Source organism: Bradyrhizobium sp. 41S5, assembly GCF_011516665.3.
GTDB lineage: Bacteria > Pseudomonadota > Alphaproteobacteria > Rhizobiales > Xanthobacteraceae > Bradyrhizobium > Bradyrhizobium quebecense.
On the sequence record NZ_CP083721.1, the window covers coordinates 2,540,064 to 2,557,661 of the forward strand.

Annotated in this window: 22 protein-coding genes and 1 riboswitch; of the genes, 5 read left to right on the forward strand and 17 right to left on the reverse strand. The window is 65.0% G+C overall.

Annotation, left to right across the window (positions count from 1 at the left end):
* Positions 1-30 precede the first annotated feature (30 nt).
* The gene (locus tag HAP47_RS11915; protein ID WP_173638077.1) at positions 31-1,365 is read left to right on the forward strand and encodes a dihydroorotase; all 1,335 of its coding nucleotides are present in this window, start codon (positions 31-33) and stop codon (positions 1,363-1,365) included.
* An 83-nt stretch (positions 1,366-1,448) separates the two neighbouring features.
* On the opposite strand, the gene HAP47_RS11920 is transcribed toward HAP47_RS11915, so the two are convergent.
* The 5 genes from HAP47_RS11920 to HAP47_RS11940 form a co-directional block, all read right to left on the reverse strand.
* Positions 1,449-1,715 (reverse strand): hypothetical protein, encoded by a 267-nt coding sequence (locus tag HAP47_RS11920; RefSeq protein WP_028332620.1) that lies wholly within the window; start codon positions 1,713-1,715, stop codon positions 1,449-1,451.
* Positions 1,716-1,870: 155 nt separating this feature from the next.
* The gene (locus HAP47_RS11925) at positions 1,871-2,527 is read right to left on the reverse strand and encodes an HAD family hydrolase (RefSeq protein WP_173638076.1); all 657 of its coding nucleotides are present in this window, start codon (positions 2,525-2,527) and stop codon (positions 1,871-1,873) included.
* Complete coding sequence (locus HAP47_RS11930) at positions 2,517-2,894, reverse strand: TIGR02301 family protein (RefSeq protein WP_173638075.1); 378 nt, start codon at positions 2,892-2,894, stop codon at positions 2,517-2,519. Before HAP47_RS11930 ends, HAP47_RS11925 begins: the two co-directional genes overlap by 11 nt.
* 75 nt (positions 2,895-2,969) lie before the next feature.
* Positions 2,970-3,389 (reverse strand): NUDIX hydrolase, encoded by a 420-nt coding sequence (locus tag HAP47_RS11935; protein ID WP_173638074.1) that lies wholly within the window; start codon positions 3,387-3,389, stop codon positions 2,970-2,972.
* 38 nt (positions 3,390-3,427) lie between these two features.
* A complete protein-coding gene (locus HAP47_RS11940; RefSeq protein WP_173638073.1) occupies positions 3,428-3,928 on the reverse strand; it encodes a hypothetical protein in 501 nt (166 codons plus the stop codon).
* Between the two features lie 62 nt (positions 3,929-3,990).
* Here HAP47_RS11940 and HAP47_RS11945 point away from each other — a divergent pair, with 62 nt between their 5' ends.
* Entirely contained in the window at positions 3,991-4,752 is a 762-nt protein-coding gene (locus HAP47_RS11945; RefSeq protein WP_173638072.1) for an SOS response-associated peptidase, read from the forward strand.
* Positions 4,753-4,947: 195 nt separating this feature from the next.
* On the opposite strand, the gene HAP47_RS11950 is transcribed toward HAP47_RS11945, so the two are convergent.
* The 3 genes from HAP47_RS11950 to HAP47_RS11960 are packed head-to-tail and all read right to left on the reverse strand — an operon-like array spanning position 4,948 to position 6,256.
* A complete protein-coding gene (locus HAP47_RS11950; protein WP_173638071.1) occupies positions 4,948-5,343 on the reverse strand; it encodes a RidA family protein in 396 nt (131 codons plus the stop codon).
* Positions 5,344-5,348: 5 nt separating this feature from the next.
* On the reverse strand, positions 5,349-5,828 hold the full coding sequence (locus HAP47_RS11955; protein WP_173638070.1) for a DUF6691 family protein: 480 nt from the start codon (positions 5,826-5,828) through the stop codon (positions 5,349-5,351).
* 2 nt (positions 5,829-5,830) lie between these two features.
* Positions 5,831-6,256 (reverse strand): YeeE/YedE family protein, encoded by a 426-nt coding sequence (locus tag HAP47_RS11960; RefSeq protein WP_173638069.1) that lies wholly within the window; start codon positions 6,254-6,256, stop codon positions 5,831-5,833.
* 206 nt (positions 6,257-6,462) lie between these two features.
* Between HAP47_RS11960 and HAP47_RS11965 the strand changes: the two genes are divergently transcribed.
* Positions 6,463-6,897, forward strand: a complete 435-nt coding sequence (locus HAP47_RS11965) for a hypothetical protein (protein WP_050403182.1) — start codon at positions 6,463-6,465, stop codon at positions 6,895-6,897.
* Positions 6,898-6,940: 43 nt separating this feature from the next.
* On the opposite strand, the gene HAP47_RS11970 is transcribed toward HAP47_RS11965, so the two are convergent.
* Positions 6,941-7,456, reverse strand: coding sequence for a mismatch-specific DNA-glycosylase (locus HAP47_RS11970; protein ID WP_173638068.1), 516 nt, complete (start codon positions 7,454-7,456; stop codon positions 6,941-6,943).
* Between the two features lie 77 nt (positions 7,457-7,533).
* Here HAP47_RS11970 and HAP47_RS11975 point away from each other — a divergent pair, with 77 nt between their 5' ends.
* Positions 7,534-8,079 carry an HD domain-containing protein gene (locus tag HAP47_RS11975; protein WP_173638067.1) on the forward strand — a complete coding sequence of 182 codons (546 nt, stop codon included), beginning with the start codon at positions 7,534-7,536 and terminating at the stop codon, positions 8,077-8,079.
* Between the two features lie 332 nt (positions 8,080-8,411).
* On the opposite strand, the gene HAP47_RS11980 is transcribed toward HAP47_RS11975, so the two are convergent.
* Positions 8,412-9,175, reverse strand: a protein-coding gene (locus tag HAP47_RS11980; protein WP_173637509.1) for an IS5 family transposase whose coding sequence is annotated in 2 segments (ribosomal slippage) — positions 8,412-8,837 and positions 8,840-9,175 — 762 coding nt in all. Because the reading frame shifts where the segments join, the coding sequence is not laid out codon by codon here.
* A gap of 69 nt (positions 9,176-9,244) precedes the next feature.
* Positions 9,245-9,640: a hypothetical protein gene (locus HAP47_RS11985; protein WP_173638066.1), complete on the reverse strand. Its 396-nt coding sequence runs from the start codon at positions 9,638-9,640 to the stop codon at positions 9,245-9,247.
* 155 nt (positions 9,641-9,795) lie between these two features.
* On the opposite strand from HAP47_RS11985, the gene HAP47_RS11990 reads away from it, so the two are divergent.
* A complete protein-coding gene (locus HAP47_RS11990) occupies positions 9,796-11,469 on the forward strand; it encodes a flavin-containing monooxygenase (RefSeq protein WP_173638065.1) in 1,674 nt (557 codons plus the stop codon).
* 92 nt (positions 11,470-11,561) lie between these two features.
* Here HAP47_RS11990 and HAP47_RS11995 read toward each other — a convergent pair whose 3' ends face one another.
* The 6 genes from HAP47_RS11995 to HAP47_RS12020 all read right to left on the reverse strand — a co-directional run bounded on the left by HAP47_RS11995 (position 11,562) and on the right by HAP47_RS12020 (position 17,377).
* Positions 11,562-12,233 (reverse strand): hypothetical protein, encoded by a 672-nt coding sequence (locus tag HAP47_RS11995; protein WP_173638064.1) that lies wholly within the window; start codon positions 12,231-12,233, stop codon positions 11,562-11,564.
* Between the two features lie 246 nt (positions 12,234-12,479).
* Positions 12,480-14,378 carry a phosphomethylpyrimidine synthase ThiC gene (gene thiC / locus HAP47_RS12000; RefSeq protein ID WP_173638063.1) on the reverse strand — a complete coding sequence of 633 codons (1,899 nt, stop codon included), beginning with the start codon at positions 14,376-14,378 and terminating at the stop codon, positions 12,480-12,482.
* A 197-nt stretch (positions 14,379-14,575) separates the two neighbouring features.
* Positions 14,576-15,184 carry a thiamine phosphate synthase gene (locus HAP47_RS12005; RefSeq protein WP_173638062.1) on the reverse strand — a complete coding sequence of 203 codons (609 nt, stop codon included), beginning with the start codon at positions 15,182-15,184 and terminating at the stop codon, positions 14,576-14,578.
* Positions 15,171-15,953: a thiazole synthase gene (locus tag HAP47_RS12010; RefSeq protein WP_173638061.1), complete on the reverse strand. Its 783-nt coding sequence runs from the start codon at positions 15,951-15,953 to the stop codon at positions 15,171-15,173. The genes HAP47_RS12005 and HAP47_RS12010 overlap by 14 nt, the downstream gene beginning before the upstream one ends.
* A gap of 205 nt (positions 15,954-16,158) precedes the next feature.
* Positions 16,159-16,356 carry a sulfur carrier protein ThiS gene (thiS, locus tag HAP47_RS12015; RefSeq protein ID WP_173638060.1) on the reverse strand — a complete coding sequence of 66 codons (198 nt, stop codon included), beginning with the start codon at positions 16,354-16,356 and terminating at the stop codon, positions 16,159-16,161.
* A 7-nt stretch (positions 16,357-16,363) separates the two neighbouring features.
* Positions 16,364-17,377, reverse strand: coding sequence for an FAD-dependent oxidoreductase (locus tag HAP47_RS12020; RefSeq protein ID WP_173638059.1), 1,014 nt, complete (start codon positions 17,375-17,377; stop codon positions 16,364-16,366).
* Positions 17,365-17,508: riboswitch (TPP riboswitch) on the reverse strand. (Overlaps the previous gene by 13 nt.)
* Between the last annotated feature and the right edge of the window lie 90 nt (positions 17,509-17,598).

Here is a 17,598-nt window from a genome sequence, read left to right on the forward strand (position 1 = left end):
GCGACAGCCGAAAGCGGGCGCCGAGGACCGATGAATCAGCATTTTGACACCATTCTAAAATCCGGCACTGTGGTCAATCAGGACGGCGAGGGCGTGCGCGATATCGGCGTCACGAATGGCCGCATCGCCGCGATCGGATCGCTCGGCCAGGCCTCGGCCGGCGAGGTGATCGACTGCAAGGGTCTGCATATCCTGCCCGGGGTGATGGACACCCAGGTGCATTTCCGCGAACCCGGGCTGACGCAGAAGGAAGATCTCGAGACCGGCTCGCGCAGCGCCGTGATGGGCGGCGTCACCGCGGTGTTCGAGATGCCGAATACCAATCCGCTGACCGTCACCGAAGAGGCATTTACCGACAAGATCAAGCGCGGCCACCATCGCATGCATTGCGACTTCGCGTTCTTCATCGGCGGCACCCGCGAGAACGTGCAGGACCTGCCGGAGCTCGAGCGCGCGCCGGGCTGCGCCGGCGTCAAGGTGTTCATCGGCTCCTCCACCGGCGCTCTTTTGGTCGAGGACGACGAGAGCCTGCGGCGGATCTTCCAGGTGATCCGGCGCCGCGCCGCGTTCCACGCCGAGGACGAGTATCGTCTGAACGAGCGCAAGCCGCTGCGGATCGAGGGCGATCCACGCTCGCATCCGGTGTGGCGCGACGAGACCGCAGCGCTGATGGCGACCGAGCGCCTGGTCAATCTCGCGCGCGAGACCGGCAAGCGCATCCACGTGCTGCACATCTCGACCAAGGAAGAGATCCTGTATCTGCGCGATCACAAGGATGTCGCGTCCTGCGAGGCAACGCCGCACCACCTCACCATGGCCGCGCCGGAGTGCTACGAGCGGCTCGGCACGCTGGCGCAGATGAACCCGCCGGTGCGCTCGGCCGATCACCGTGCCGGCATCTGGTACGGCATCGAGCAGGGCATCATCGATGTGCTCGGCTCCGACCACGCGCCGCATACGCTGGAGGAGAAGGCCAAGACCTATCCGGCCTCGCCGTCGGGCATGACCGGCGTGCAGACGCTGGTGCCCCTGATGCTCGATCACGTCAATGCCGGGCGGCTGTCGCTGGCTCGCTTCGTCGATCTCACCAGCGCGGGTCCGGCGCGCCTGTTCAATATCGCCTGCAAGGGCCGCATCGCGGCGGGCTATGATGCCGACTTCACCGTCGTTGATCTGAAGCGCAGCGAGACCATCACCAACAAATGGATCGCCTCGCGCGCAGCCTGGACGCCCTATGATGGCGTGCGGGTGCAGGGCTGGCCGGTCGGCACCTTCGTGCGCGGCAAACGGGTGATGTGGCAGGGCGAAGTCACGACGCCGTCGACCGGCGAGCCGGTCCGGTTCCTCGAGACGCTGAGGGCCTAGCGCATCAAATGCGCCAGATCCTTGTTTGACGCGTTTTCTTTACGCGAACCGGTGCCCACTTCGCTCGAAAACGCTTTGCGGGATTACTGCCGGGCCAATGCCAGCGAGAACTCGCCGTTGCGCACCCGCGCGGCGAGGCCCTCAGCGAACTTCGCCACCGCATCCTCGCCATAGGTGCCGACCAGCTCGGCGAGCGCCGCGAACAGGCTCGCCTGGGCGAGGCAGTCGCCGTCGACGCCGTCGTGACGCGCTTCCGCCCACGCCTCGTTCAAATAGCCCAGCGCGGCCTGCTTCTGCTCGTGATCGGGACGCGGGTCTTGGTGATGGGGAAAGGACGCTGGATGGCGCATGAAACTCTGCAAAATGGATGCGCGCGGTCCGAGGAGCGAACCACTGCGACGCGCGAGATTTATCACGCATGCCGGTACCGCCTAGCCCACATCTTTCGAAAAGGTTAACGCCCGCCACGGCATTTGAAGGGGAATTCCGGATGTCGCCGCCGCGATCAGCCAAATGAGCTGTGGATATGGTCCAGCACAGCGCGCGGCGAGGCGCACAGATGGCTGGCGCCAGCCCCGATCAGCTCCTCCGGCGTGCCGTAGCCATAGGTGACGCCGATCGCGCGGATGCTGTTGCGATTCGCGCCGATCACGTCGTGGCTGCGGTCGCCGATCATCAGCGCGTGCGCCGGATCGGCCCCGGTCTGTTCGAGCGCATAGGCCAGCAGGTCGACCTTGTTGACCCGGGTTCCGTCGAGCTCGGAGCCGAACACGTGGTCGAAATAGCCGCTGAGGCCGAAATGCGCGACGATCCGCGTCGCGAACACATGCGGCTTCGAGGTCGCAACGTAGATGCGCCCCGGTGCCTGCCGCAGCTCCGCCAGCACGTCCGCGATATCGGGATAGACGCTGTTCTCGAACAGCCCGACATCGCCGAACCGCTCGCGGTAGAGTTCGACGGCGCTGTCGGCGAGCTCCTCGCCGCCAAGCAGCATCGCAAAGCTCGCCCTCAGCGGCGGCCCGATGCACCAGGTCAGTTCGTCCTGCGACGGAACCGGGCGGCCGAGCTTTTCCAGTGCATACTGGATCGAGCCGGTGATGCCGGGCTTCGGGTCGGTCAGGGTGCCGTCGAGGTCGAAGAAGATCGCGCGTTCAGTTGGCATAGCGGGCCGTCAGGTCGCGCGAGATCTTCGAGCCTTCCTCGATATAGCGGCGGATCGCCACGGTGGCGGCCGGGGTGCAGGTCCGGTAGCTCTGCTGGAAGCCGTTGTAGCCGCGGTTGAAGCCCGCGACCATGCGGGCGCGGCGGTCCCCGGAGGGGGTCTCGGCGTCGATCAACGCCTGCATCTCGTTGCGCCATTTGGCGCCCTCGTTGGAGCCGCAGATGCCGCGCAGATAGTGCAGGGCGCCGAGGATCTCGGCCAGCCGCTGCAGATCGCCGTCGAACGGCGCAGCCGCGTCCTGCGCCCGGGCGGGCGTCGCGAGGCATGCCGACATCAGGATCACAACGGCGAGAAAGGCTCTGATCATCAGGGGTTCCGGAATCGCCGTGGTATGCCCCCTCAATGCGCCCGAGGCAAGGCGGGCGAGGTCCAAAAACAGGCCTCAAACCAGCCGCCGGGCGGCCGCAATCACCTCATGGAGACCGCCAGTGACCTTGAGGTCGCCGATCTCCTCCGGCGCCAGCCATTTGAAATCGTCGTGCTCGTCGTTCAGCGCAGGCTCGCGGGAGGTCCAGCGCGCCGCGAACGTCATGATCATATAGTGCCCGGTGCCGGGACCGGTCGGCAGCACCTCGCGCCAGCCGGCCAGCCCCAGAATCTCGACCCGCAGACCGGTCTCCTCATCGATCTCCCGGTGCAGGGCGGTGTGCAGCGTCTCGCCGAATTCGACCCGGCCGCCGGGCAGCGAATAGAAGCCCTTGCCGGGCGAGCGGGCACGGCGCACCAGCAGCACCTTGCCGTCGCGGAAAATCACGCCGGAGACGGCGAGTTGCGGGCGGATCGGAGGTTCGGGAGAGCTCAAGACGACAACCAGTTTTGACGACCATCATGCCCGATAAATCAGGCGCCCGCCATGATGCGCTCGACATCGGCCTCTGCGGCGCCGTTGATGACACCGGCAGTCTGCATCACCAGCGGCTTGACCCAGACGATTGCCTGCTCGGCGAGCGCGACCCGGCTCTTGTCCTGGTGCAATTGCCGCATCGCGGAGCCGACCTCGGTCAGGATCTTGGTCATGCTGTCGGTGAGCTGGTCGAATTCGGCCCGGATGGCGGCATCCGCCATCTGATAGGCTTCGATCGCGAGCTCACGCGCCCGAAAATTGGACGCGGTGAAATGCTCGGCATAGGACAGGGGTTGCCATTCGAGGAAATCGCTGGCGCATTCCGGCAGGTCCGGCACCATCTCCAGCAGCATGATGGCTTCGTTGAAGTGATTGAGGTAGTCGGTCGCAAGCCCGGTACGGGGATTGATGTTGGCGGCGCGCAACAGCGCCGCCCGCGCCTCGTCGGGGTACGTCGGTCGCGGGGAAGAGCCCGCTATGGCGGCCGTTGAGGTCATTGGTCGCAGTCTTTAACGGTCTAAGTTAAGGCGGAATAAACGGATACCACCCTGGACAGGATATGTGCGGACGCTTTGTCATTACCTCGCCGCCGGCGGCCTTACGCGAGATGTTCGGCCACATCGAGCAGCCGAATTTTCCGCCGCGGTATAATGTTGCGCCGACCCAGCCGATCCCGGTCGTGCTGCTGCAGAATGGCGGCCGGCACTTTCAACTGATGCGCTGGGGCCTGATCCCGTCCTGGGTCAAGGATCCCCGCACGTTCTCGCTGCTCATCAACGCCCGCTCCGAGACGGTGCGGGAGAAGCCCGCGTTCAAGAACGCGATCAAGCGGCGCCGCGCGCTGATCCCGGCCGACGGCTACTACGAATGGCAGGACGCCGGCGGCCGCAAGCGGCCGTTCTTCATCCATCGCCGCGACGGCCATCCGCTCGCCTTCGCCGCACTCGCCGAGACCTGGATGGGACCGAACGGCGAGGAGCAGGACACGGTCGCGATCGTTACCGCGCCTGCGAGCCCCGACCTCGCGCAACTGCACCACCGCGTGCCTGTCACGATCCGGCCCGAGCAATTCGCGCACTGGCTCGACTGCCTGCCCAACGATGTCGACGACGTGATGCCGATGCTGAAGGGGCCCGATGTCGGCGAGTTCGCCTGGCACCAGGTGACGATGCGCGTGAATGCCGTCGCCAACGACGATGCGCAATTGCTGCTGCCGATGAGCGCGGAAGAGATCGCGGCGGAGGACGCGCCGGCCCCGAAGAAGGCAGCGCTGCGCAAGGCGCCTGTGCGCGAGGACGACGGGCAGGGGTCGCTGTTTTGAGGGCTCACTGAAGAAGCGCGGTGCGCGGTGCAGATGGCGCGCCGCTCTTCCCACATCGTCGTCCCGGCGAAGGCCGGGACCCATACGCCGCGGCGGATATTGTAAGTGGGACTCGTCGTTGCAATAGCGCGAAACTATTCGCATCGGTGGTGATGGGTCCCGGCCTTCGCCGGGACGACACTGAGAGTGCGGGGATCACCCCTTGACGTGTGCCACGCCCTCGATCTCGATCAGCATCTTCGGATTGGGCAGCGCCACCACCACGCAGGTGGTGCGCGCGGGGTAGGGTGCAGGGCCGAACGCGCCGGCATACAGAACGTTCATCGTCGCGACGTCAGAGGCGCGAGTCAGCAGCACGTTGACCTTGACGAGATCGCGCATCGTGGCGCCAGCCTCGGTCAGCACGCGCCGGAAATTGGTAACGACATTGGCGAACTGCGCCTCGAAGCTATCGGGCAGGTCGCGGTTGGCGTCGAAGCCGGGAATGCCTGAGATGAACAAGAGATCGCCGACGCGGGCGCCGAACGAGAGCGGCGGCGCCGTGATGCCGGGTGGAGGAGGGAAGTGCTTGATTGCTGTGTTTTCTGTCATTGGGGTCAGCCGTCTGCGCGAGATGGAAGGGAAGCGGTTTCGACGCCGCGCGGCGCCATTGTGCGCCGGCGCCAGAGATTCTTGCCGAAGAGATTCTGGCCGATCATGCCTGCCAGCATCGCGACGACGAACACCACGATCGGCAGCGAAAGCCCGGCGAGATTGACCAGCGCGGGCCCGGGGCAGATGCCGGCGAGGCCCCAGCCGATGCCGAACAGGATTGCGCCACCAACCAGCGGCGCATCGATGTCGTTGCGGTCCGGCCAGAGGAAGCGCGCCGAGAAGGCAGGCGCTGTGCACCGCCGCGCGATCGCAAAGCCTATTGCTGAGACCGCAACCGCACCCGCCATCACGAAGGCGAGCGTCGCATCCCATGCGCCGAACAGGTCGAGGAAGCCTAGCACCTTCAGCGGATCGGTCATGCCCGAGATCAAAAGGCCCGCGCCGAAGATCAGACCGCAGAGGAAGCTTGCGAGAACCGGCATGGTCAACCTCCGATCCCGTGCCTGACGATGGCAACGGTGACGATCGCCGCCGTCATGAAGATGAACGTTGCCACGATCGAGCGGCCGGACAGCCGCGCGAAGCCGCAGACGCCATGGCCCGAGGTGCAGCCATTGCCCATCCTTGTGCCGAACCCGACCAGAAGCCCCGCGATCGCGATCACCACAAGGCTCGCATTCATCGCCGGCCGCGGCAGCGGCGCGCCGAATAGAGCCGCAATCAAGGGCGCCGCGATCAGCCCCGCAATAAAGGCGATGCGCCAGGCGCGGTCGGCGGTATCGGGCTGGAGCAGGCCGCCGACGATGCCGGTGACGCCGGCGATCCGCCCGGTCAGCAGCATCAGCAGCGCCGCGGCAAGCCCGATCAGTGCGCCGCCGGCGAGGCCGGAAAGTGGGGTGAAATCGTGCATCGATGCGGGTCCCTGTTGCGCAAACTCCTCAGCGATGGCGCAAAGCGCCGGGCGTGCATGCGCCAATGGTCGCGCGACTATGCGGGCGATGATAGACTTCGCAGTAACAGGAACAAGCGCAATCCCGCGTGCTTTGCCGGCATTTCGACGTGCCGCCGCCCGATTGGATTGCCGCGATTCGCTTCACTTCGTCCGGAGAACTCCCCATGAGATTGTCATCCGCCGCCCGCGCCGTGTTGTTCGCGCTGGCGCTGCTCACCGGATCGTCCGCTGCACTGGCCGACGAGGGCGCGGTGACGCTCGTCATCTTCAAGGGCGGCTGGATATTCGGCGGCTCCGCCGGCAAGGGCGTCCTGACCTTCCACGGCCAGACCTACGGGCTGACCGCCGGCGGGCTGGACTACGGCCTCGTGTTCGGTGGCTCGCAGACCACGTTGCAGGGGCGGGTGCGCAACATCCGCCGCGCCCAGGATATCGCCGGCGTCTATGCCGCGGCGGGCATGGGCGTTGCGCTCGGCGCCGGCGTGCGCGGCATCCTCTTGACCAACCAGAACGGCGCGGTGCTCGAATTGAGCGGCAAGCAGATCGGGTTGATGGCCAATGTCGATCTCAGCGGGCTTGCGATCACGTTGAAGGAGTAACGGGCGGGCTTCGTAGGATGGGTTTCGCTGCGCTCTACCCGTCCTACGGTTCCGTGATCCACTGCGCCAGCTCACGCCACGGCTGCAACGTCCAATGCCCGGACGCCGCACCCGACGGCGACGGCAGCACGAAAACGTCTGGAAAACCGCTCACGGCCGGCTGCCGGCCGAGCGCAAGCGCGCTGGTCGGCCTGTCGTAAAACAGGCTCGCGGCCTTCTTGCTGGTGAAGGCGATGGTCCTCGGCCGAACCATCTCGATCTTGGTCCTGAAGCCCGTGACATCGAACGAGCCCCGCGCGATCTCATGATCCATCCCGGCGCCGGTCTTGGAGAGATCGGTGAAGCCGATGCCGAGTTCGAGCAAGGCCGTGAACTCCTCCGGCCGATAGCGCCGCGGCGTGATGCCGGCCTCATGCAGCGCGCGCCAGAAGCGGTTGCCGGGATGCGCGTAGTAATGCCCGACGGCGGCCGAGCGCGTGCTGGCCGCGGTGCCGACGAACACCAGCCGCAGATTGGCGCGGAGCTGGTCGGGAAGGCGGTGGCTGTCGTTGTCCTGCATTTGAGAGATCGTGGAAGCCGCCGGTGTGACGGACCCGACCGCTACCATTTCCGCCGCTCTCGTCATATACCTCGGCGATGAACCGCGAAGAATTGGTCGCCGCCTACACGGCGCCCGGCCGCCACTATCATAACCTCGCGCATATCGAGGACTGCCTCGCGGCGCTCGCGCGCGTCGACGGCCTCTCGGTGGTCGAGCGCGAGATCCTGTCGGAGGCGATCTGGTGGCACGATGTCGTCTACGACCCGACGCGGCCGGACAATGAAGAGCTGAGCGCGCAGCTCGCCAAACAACATGTTCGCGCCGGGATCGGCCACGAGGTCGGCCGCCTGATCCGTCTGACGAAGACGCACGACGTTCAGGCCGATGATCGTCTCGGCGCGATCCTGATCTCGATCGACCTCAGCATTCTCGGCGCCGAGCCCGCGCGCTACGATGCCTATGCCGCGGCGATCCGGCAGGAGTTCATCCATGTCGCCGATGCCGACTATCGCGCCGGCCGCGCCAAGGTGCTTCGCCACTTTGCTGCTCGCCAGGTGATCTTCCCCGATGCCGGCTTCGCCGCGACCTACGACCGCCGCGCCCGCGACAATCTCGCGCACGAGATCGCGGCGCTGGGCTGAGCGCTGTCGGTAAATCGCCCACTCCCCGTTCTTGCGGGGAGAGGGCTGGGTGAGGGGCTTTAGCCGCATATGGCCTGCCTCCGCAGGGGCGCATTGCCAAAACATCGAAAACAACCCCATGCACAGGAGCCGGCGGCGTGCCGGCATTCGACACGGCCACTTGACATGTCGGGCAAATCAGCGGCATTATTCTATTATTCAGAAATAGGACAGGCGCGCCTCACCCCACGCTACGGGACATGGCCGTAGCCCTATGCGATTGCCTGCCGCAAGCGGGGCGAGGTCGCGGCTGGATTCCCTTGATCTCGTCAGGCGCTAGGTCGTGTGGACACTTACCGCATCCAAAGGACGATGGCTGCGAGAGTGACGACGGCGCGATAATTTCGGGCGGTCTTTTCGAAGCGGGTTGCGACGCGGCGGAACTGCTTGAGCTTTGAGAAGCAGCATTCGACGAGGTGACGCTGGGCATAGAGGTGCTTGTCCAGCGGGTATTTGAGTGCGCGTGACGGGTTGTTGGGGATGACGGCGAGCGCGCCCTTGGCGGCGATGGCTTGGCGCAAATGATCGGCGTCATAGGCCGTATCGGCCATGACGACCTCGGCAGGTAGTCCCTCGATCAATGCGGCAGCTTGCGGTGCATCGCCCTGCTGGCCTGCGGTCAGCGCGAACCGTACGGGACATCCCAAGCCACGAACGGCCATATGTATCTTGGTGCTCAGCCCCCCGCGCGAGCGGCCGATCGCCTGATCTTCAGACCCCCTTTTTTGGCGCCGGCGGCGTGCTGATGCGCCCGGACGATGGTGGAATCGACGATCAGATATTCGAAGTCCGGATCATCGGACATCGCCTCGAAGATCCGCCACCAGACGCCCTTGATGCTCCATCGACTGAAGCGCCGGAACACGCTGTTCCAATCCCCGAACGCCTCCGGGAGATCACGCCAGGGAGAGCCCGTGCGAACAATCCAAAGTACACCTTCCACGAACATCCGATTGTCGCGCCCAGTGGAGCCCTTCTGGTCGGGGCGACCTATGATCAGCGGCGCCATCCGCTCCCAAGCCGCGTCGCTCAATACCAAACGGTCCATCACACCCAAGACTGCCTCCCCAAAAGCAGTCTTGAATCTGATTTGCGCCTAAAAGGGAATCCTTAGAGTCCACACCACCTAGCGCACCGGCTCCTTGATCTCGTCTTCGGCCGTCACCGCCTGCGCCGGCCCCGTCGAGCGCACCATCAAGAACCGTCCCGAGAACGCCGTGCCGCGGATGCTCCAGCGGCCGTCGATCTCCGTCGCGTCGGCATTGACAGCGCCTTCATAGTGGACGGTGTCATAGCCGTAGCCTGATGGTTCGTAGCGCTTGACGAACGTCACCGCGCGGCCTGATCGGTGACCCGCCAGCGAGGCATTGTGGGTGCTGATCGGGCAGCCCGGCGCGACGCAGGGTTCGGTCACGCTGCCGCCGAGCGCGCCGCCGGCGTCGATCAACGTCGCCAGGAACGTGACCATGCCGCTCGGCTGGACGTAGCTGCCGTCCCAGACGCCGGTGAGATTGTCGTCCATTCGCTGGTCCGGATTGCCGCGCGTTGAAATGCTGAGATCGATGTGGTGCAGGCAGCGCCTCAACGCAAGTCGCGCGCGCCGCCGCGCGGTTGCCTGATCCGGCAAAAGGGTCTGTAATCCAGCCCAACAGATCAAGAAGACTATTGGAGCTGACAATGACGGGTGAGGCGAAAACCCATTTCGAGGTGATCGTGGTCGGCGCCGGCGTCGCCGGCATCTACCAGATCAAGCGGCTCGTCGATCTCGGCATCGGCGCCACCGTGCTCGAGGCCGCGCCCGATCTCGGCGGCACCTGGTACTGGAACCGCTATCCGGGCTGCCGCTTCGATTCCGAGAGCTACACCTACGGCTTCTCGTTCTCGCGCGAGCTGCTCGACGAGTGGCACTGGAAGGAGCGCTTCTCCGGCCAGCCCGAGAATCTGCGTTACCTCAACTACGTCACCGACAAGTTTGACCTGCGCAGGCACATGCAGTTCAACTGCAAGGTCGAGGCGATGCAGTTCGACGCGACGCGCGACCTCTGGCAACTCAGGATCAGCGACGGCCGCGCGCTGACCTGCCGCTTCGTCGTGCTGGGCATCGGCCTGCTCTCGGCGCCGACCATGCCGCGCGTGCCTGGCATCGAGGATTTCAAGGGTCGCTCGTTCCATACTTACTATTGGCCGCACGAGCCGGTCGATCTCGCGGGTAAGAAGGTCGCCGTGATCGGCACCGGCGCGACCGGCATTCAGGTGATCGGCGAGATCGCCGACAAGGTCGGCGAGCTCACGGTATTTCAGCGCCGGCCGAACTGGAGCGCGCCGCTCAACAACAGCGAGATCTCGGAAGCCGAGATGGCCGACATCCGCGCGCGCTATGACGAGATCTTCGCCGCCTGCGCGCTCACGCCGGGCAGCTTCGTGCACGGCCCCGACAAGCGCGGCTTCTACGAGGTGAGCCGCGAGGAGCGGCTGGCGCTCTGGGACAAGCTCTACGACGAGCCCGGCTTTGGCATCTGGCTCGCGAACTTCCGCGAAATCTTCATGGACGAGGCCGCCAATGCGGAGCTGTCCGAATATATCGCGGACCGCATCCGCCGCCGCGTGAAGGATCAGAAGGTCGCCGAAAAGCTGATCCCGCGGGATCACGGTTTTGGCGTGCAGCGCCTGCCGCTGGAGACCCGATATTTCGAGGCGTACAATCGCGACAACGTGCATCTCATCGACCTCAGCGAGACGCCGCTGGTGCGCGTCACCGAGACGGGCCTGCGCACCACGGCGCGCGACTACGACTTCGACATCGTCGTCTACGCCACCGGCTTCGACGCCATCACCGGCGCCTACGACCTGATCGACATCACCGGCATCGGCGGCGCGAAGCTATCAGACAAATGGAAGCAGGCGCCGTCGACCTTCCTCGGCATGATGGTCCACGGCTTCCCGAACCTGTTGATGCCGACCGGCCCGCAAAGCGCCTCTGCCTCGACGAACTTTCCGCGCGGCATCGAGAACGGCGTCAACTGGTGCACCAATCTCCTGCAATACATGTGGGACCGCGGCCTCACCCGCGCCGACGCCACGGAAGAGGCGCAGCAGCGCTGGACCGCGCATGTCGCAAAGATGTACGAGATCATGCTGATGCGCAAAGCCAAGTCGTGGTTCACCGGCTACAACTCCAACGTCGCCGGCCACGAAGAGGGGACGGTGCGGTACTTCGTGTACAACGGAGGAACACCGAAGTTCTTGGGGATCATCAATGGGGTTGCAGCGGAGGGGTATCGGGAGATTGAGTTTGGGGCCGGGGTGGGTGGTGGTGTGAGGGCGGTGGCTGTTGGCGCGTCGGCATCATAGGGTGGGTTAGCGAAGCGTAACTCACCATTGTCTCGTCGACCAACGGGTGGGTTACGCCTTTGTCGCCTTGTGACCCAAAGCTGGCATGGCTCCTACCACCAATCGGCCTTCTCCCCCGAATGGTCCTCAATAGAGAGCCGCCGATTTTCTTGCCTCATCGTGAGGCATTGTATGTCGGCCCACGTCACTTGATAGCCGCCGATGGTCGCTGCGTCAGGGCTAAAGGTGAACCAATTGGTTCCCAATGGTCTATCGCAACTCACTACGTCGAGAAGGGAGACGAGCTTCCCCTTGGAAAAACTGACCCGGTATCGTTGACCGTCGTGCACGGTTGATACAACGAGCCGCTCTGACAGGGCGTTCAAGATGGCACCGATGGCGAATGGCTCGAATGGTGGCACACCAGCGCGGATGTACAAGAATAGTTCATAGATTGCTGGATGCGGCACGGTTCTCCCAATCGGAGTGAAGGGTACGATGGGAAGCGGCGTTCCGTCCCAAGCCACCGTGATTGTGGACTGACTCCACAACCCAACACAAATCTCTTTTGGCGAAGGCTCCAAATTTGCAATGGCATCGACAACTGCACTCGGCAAGCGCAATGCCGAAGATCGATCCGGCTCAACCGTACCAATATACATATCTGGTCTTCGCCGAATTATGTCCAGTCCTTCAATAATCTCGATGTCCCGCATCGTGTACATTGCCAACTCCAGGCTTCCGTCGGCTGACCATAGCAACGTCTGAGCAGCGACGTCACCCATTGATCCCCACTCGTAAGTTTTGCAACTTGGGCAGGTTTCGCTAATGTCAGCTCCTGACCCGTAGCTGATATCAAATTTATGCACCGTCAGTGTCCGTGTTTGAGAGGGCATTGCCATCTCGCACACGCGCAATGGATTGATGCGTACGCGCCCTAGAAGCAAAGAGGCCAGGCTGTCGCCCGGCCTCTTCGTTTTGGATGGATACCCGGGTCGAGCCCGGGCATGCGGAGTGGTGAGGGGGGCGCCTCACAACACCCGATTGCTCTCCTTCACCTTCTCCGCGTCGAGATACAGGTTCTCGCCCATCTCCTTGAACTTGGCGCTCATCGTCGCCATGCCGTCCTCGATGGTGCCTGAGATCGACGCCCCGACACTCGTCGGGTCGTTGAGCGTCGCGGCGTAGTCGCGGACGTCCTGGGTGATCTTCATCGAGCAGAATTTCGGGCCGCACATCGAGCAGAAATGCGCGACCTTGTGGGCTTCCTTCGGCAGCGTCTCGTCGTGGAAGTTCTTCGCGGTCTCGGGATCGAGGCCGAGGTTGAACTGGTCCTGCCAGCGGAAGTCGAAGCGGGCGCGGGAGAGCGCATCGTCGCGGAGCTGCGCGGCGGGGTGGCCCTTGGCGAGATCGGAGGCGTGGGCCGCGATCTTGTAGGTGATGACGCCGACCTTGACGTCGTTGCGGTCGGGCAGGCCGAGATGCTCCTTCGGCGTGACGTAGCAGAGCATCGCGCAGCCGAACCAGCCGATCATCGCCGCACCAATGCCCGAGGTGATGTGGTCATAGCCCGGCGCGATGTCGGTGGTCAGCGGCCCGAGGGTGTAGAACGGCGCCTCGCCGCATTCCTTGAGCTGCTTGTCCATGTTGATCTTGATCTTGTGCATCGGCACGTGGCCGGGGCCCTCGATCATGACCTGGCAGCCCTTGTCCCACGCGATCTTGGTCAGCTCGCCGAGCGTCTCGAGCTCGGCGAACTGCGCGCGGTCGTTGGCGTCGGCGATCGAGCCGGGGCGCAGGCCGTCGCCGAGCGAGAACGAGACGTCATACTTGCGCATGAGGTCGCAGATCTCGTCGAAATGGGTGTAGAGGAAGCTCTCCTTGTGATGCGCGAGGCACCACTTCGCCATGATCGAGCCGCCGCGCGACACGATGCCGGTGACGCGGTTGGCGGTGAGGTGGATGTAGGACAGCCTGACGCCTGCGTGGATCGTGAAATAGTCGACGCCCTGTTCGCACTGCTCGATCAGGGTGTCCTTGTAGAGCTCCCAGGTCAGCTTGACGGGATCGCCTTCGCACTTCTCCAGCGCCTGGTAGATCGGCACGGTGCCGATCGGCACCGGCGAGTTGCGCAGGATCCATTCGCGGGTGGTGTGGATGTTGCGCCCGGTGGAGAGGTCCATCACGGTGTCGGCGCCCCAGCGGATCGCCCACACCATCTTGTCGACCTCTTCCTCGACCGAGGAGGTCACCGCCGAATTGCCGATATTGGCGTTGATTTTTGTGAGGAAGTTGCGGCCGATGATCATCGGCTCGAGCTCGGCATGGTTGATGTTGGAGGGGATGATGGCCCGTCCCCGCGCGATCTCCGAGCGGACGAATTCCGGCGTGATGAAGGCCGGCACCGACGCGCCGAAGCTTTCGCCGTCGGCAAGGGCTGCTTCCGCACGCTCGAGCTGCTGCTTGCGGCCGAGATTCTCGCGCTCGGCGACGTAGATCATCTCCTTGGTGATGATGCCGGCGCGGGCGAACTCGAGCTGTGTGATCTTGTGGCCGTCGAGGCCGCGCAGCGGCTTGTGGTGCGCGGTGAAGGCCTTGGCGGCATGCGATGCGCCGACATTGCCGTTGTCCTCGGGCTTGATGTCGCGGCCCTCATATTCCTCGACGCCGCCGCGCTCCTTGACCCAGGCGAGGCGATTGCGCGGCAGTCCGCTGTTGACGTCGATCGTCACGGCCGGATCGGTGTAGGGGCCCGAGGTGTCATAGACCGGCAGGTTCGGCTCGCCGGCGCCTTCCGACAGGATGATCTCGCGCAGCGGCACGCGGATGTCGGGCGCGGCCGCAGGCGTCGCAAAGATCTTGCGCGAGGAGGGCAGCGCGCCGGTGGTGACGGCGGGGAGCGTGGTGTCGGGGTTGGAGCGGATGTTCATGGAATCCTCCTTACTTCAATTCGTTGGCATCGCTGCGCGAGAGACAAACATGGCTGTCATCCCCGCGAAGGCGGGGATCCAGTATTCCAGAGGCCGCGGCGGGATACGGAGACGCCGCGGCGTACTGGGTCGCCCGGTCAAGCCGGGCGATGACGGCAGAGTGTGTGGAGTGGCACGAGACTTTTGGACAGGGTGCATCACGCGGCCTCCGCGTTGAGGCCGAGCCATTGCCGCACCCGCGCGTCGGGGTCGGCGTTCTGGGTAACGTCGGAGACGACGGCGATCGAATCGGCGCCGGCGGCGAAGATCTCGGCGGCGTGCTCGAACTTGATGCCGCCGATCGCGACCAGGGGGATCGCGCCGATGCGCTTCTTCCACTCGGTGATCTTCGGTATGCCCTGCGGCTCGAACCGCATCGACTTCAGCGTGGTGAAGAAGATCGGGCCGAGCGCGACGTAATCGGGTTTCGCCGCGAGCGCGGTTGCGAGCTCGGCGTCATCGTGCGTGGAGACGCCGAGCGTGAGTTTGGCCTTGCGGATTTCAGAGAGGTCGGCTCCCGCGAGATCTTCCTGGCCGAGATGCAGATGCTCGGCGCCGGCGACGATCGCCGCGCGCCAGTAATCGTTGACGACGAGTTTTGTGCCCCTGCCCCTGGTCACGGCGAGCGCGTCGCTGACGATCTGCAACGCCTCGGCATCGTCAAGCTCTTTGGCGCGCAGCTGGATGGTGCCGACGCCGAGCTTGGTCAGGCGTTCGACCCACTCGATGCTGTCGACGACGGGATAGAACGGATCAGGATACGGCATGCCAGAACGGGGTCCCAACGACAGGGGTGGAGGGGGAGGCGAAGTCGCGGGCTTCCATCAGCCCGGCTTCATAGGCGGTGCGGCCGGCCTCGACGCCGAGCCGGAAGGCGTTGGCCATCGCAACCGGATCGGCGGCTTTCGCCACCGCGGTGTTGAGCAGCACGGCGTCGTAGCCGAGCTCGAGCGCTTGCGCCGCATGCGACGGCGCGCCGAGGCCGGCATCGACCACCAGCGTGATGTCGGGCAGGCGGTCGCGCAGCAGTTTCAGCGCGTCGCGGTTGGTGATGCCCTTGGCGCTGCCGATCGGCGCGGCCCACGGCATCACCACCTTGCACCCTGCTTCGACCAGCCGCGAGGCGACCGAGAGATCCTCGGTGCAATAGGGGAACACTTCAAAACCGTCCTTGATCAGGATGGCGGCGGCCTCGACCAGGCCGACGACGTCGGGCTGCAGCGTGTCGTTGTCGGCGATCACCTCGAGCTTGATCCAGGGCGTGCCGAACAATTCGCGCGCCAGCTTCGCGGTGGTGACCGCCTCGCGCACGCTGCGGCAGCCCGCGGTGTTCGGCAGCACGGTAACGCCGAGCTCGCGGATCAGCGCCCAAAACGCATCGCCGGTCTTGCCGCCCGCCGCCTCGCGCCGCAGCGACACCGTGACGATGCTGGCGCCGGAGGCGCGGATCGCGCCCTGCATGATCGCAGGCGACGGATACAGCGCCGTGCCGATCAGCAGGCGGGAGGGGAAGGATTTGCCGTAGAAGGTGACCATGATGTCATTGTCTCTCTGCTCTCAGCCCCACACTCAACTCGTCGTCCCGGCGAAAGCCGGGACCCATACGCCGCGGCCCTTCATGGGGCACGCGGGACGACGTTCTTTCCGACAATTGCCGGTCGTGGTTATGGGTCCCGGCTCCGTGCGCAAGCGCGCACTCGGCCGGGACGACTCGGGGAGGGAGTGTGCGAACAAATTCACATCACCCTCCTTGCCGCGGCGTAATGATCTCGATCTCGTCGCCAGCCTTGAGTGCGGTCTCGGCCCAGCGGCTCTTCGGCACCACGTCGTAATTCAGGGCGATCGCGAAATGCGTGCCCTCGTAGTCGAGCTCGGCCAGGAGCGCGTCGACGCTGGAAGCCGCGATCTCCCGCTGCTCGCCGTTTATGATCACACGCATTGGACGATCACGCGCATTGCATCACCTCATTGTCGATTTCGCCGCGCGCGAGATAGGCGAGCGTCAGTTCGGCCAGCGCCGGCGCGAGCAGGAAGCCGTGACGGTAGAGTCCGTTCACCGTGATGCGGTCCTGCTCGATGCTGATTTTGGGCAGATTGTCCGGATAGGCCGGGCGCAGGCCGACGCCGAATTCGACGATGCGCGCCTCGCCGAACGCCGGATGCACCACATAGGCGGCGCCGAGCAATTCCAGCGCCGAGCGCACGCTGACGCCGTTGTCCTCGGCCTCGATCGAGGTCGCGCCCAGCATGAAACGGCCGTCGCCGCGCGGGATCACGTAGAGCGGCCAGCGCGGATGGATCAGCCGCACCGGGCGCAACAATTCGACTTCCGCGGTCTCGATGACGATCATCTCGCCCTTGACGCCGCGCAGGCTCGGCTCGCGGTCGCGCGCGGCAAGACCGCGGCAGTCGATCACGAGGCCGTCGAGATCATCAGCCTCGGCGTCGCTGCCGAACTTGATGGCGCCGCCGGCCTTGGCGATGGCGGCATGCAGCCGCGGCAGCACGCGGCGCGGCTCGACATGGCCCTCGTCGGGATAGAACAGACCGTCACGGAAGCGGCCCTCGAGCGACGGCTCGAGTTCGCGGACGCCCTCCGCATCGAACCGGCGATAGCCTGACGTGAGGCGGGCAAAGCGCTCGAAATCGGCGCGGTCGCGCGGATGCGCCACCACCAGCGAGCCGTTGAACGGGGTTTCCGGAAAATGCTGCCGCCACAGGTCGAGCGAACGAATGCCGAGCCGCGAGATTACAGGCTCGGAGGCCTCCGCCTCGCACCAGGGCGCCAGCATGCCGCCGGCCCAGTGGCTTGTGGATTGCGTCATCGCAGCGTCACTGCGCTCATGCAGGGTGACGGCACGTCCGGCCTCTGCGAGCAACAACGCATGCCAGGCGCCGGTTATGCCTGCGCCGATGACGGAGACGGGGGAATCCCCCCGCGGTTGTGACGTCTGATACATCCCTGTCCCTTCGCCGGCATGACCCGGATCAGGTTCAAAGGGTCACCGCGGTCCCGAACTGATCGCCGTGATGGCGAAGTCCAAGCTTGCGGTATCTCAGCTCCTCCTTCGGAGCACCCCTCGGAACGCGCCTAATGTAGGCTGATGGGCGGATGTGTCAACTTGTATGCCAGGAGCGGCACCGCGGCGTGCGCAGAGCGCTCGTGCCTCGGACGCAGCCC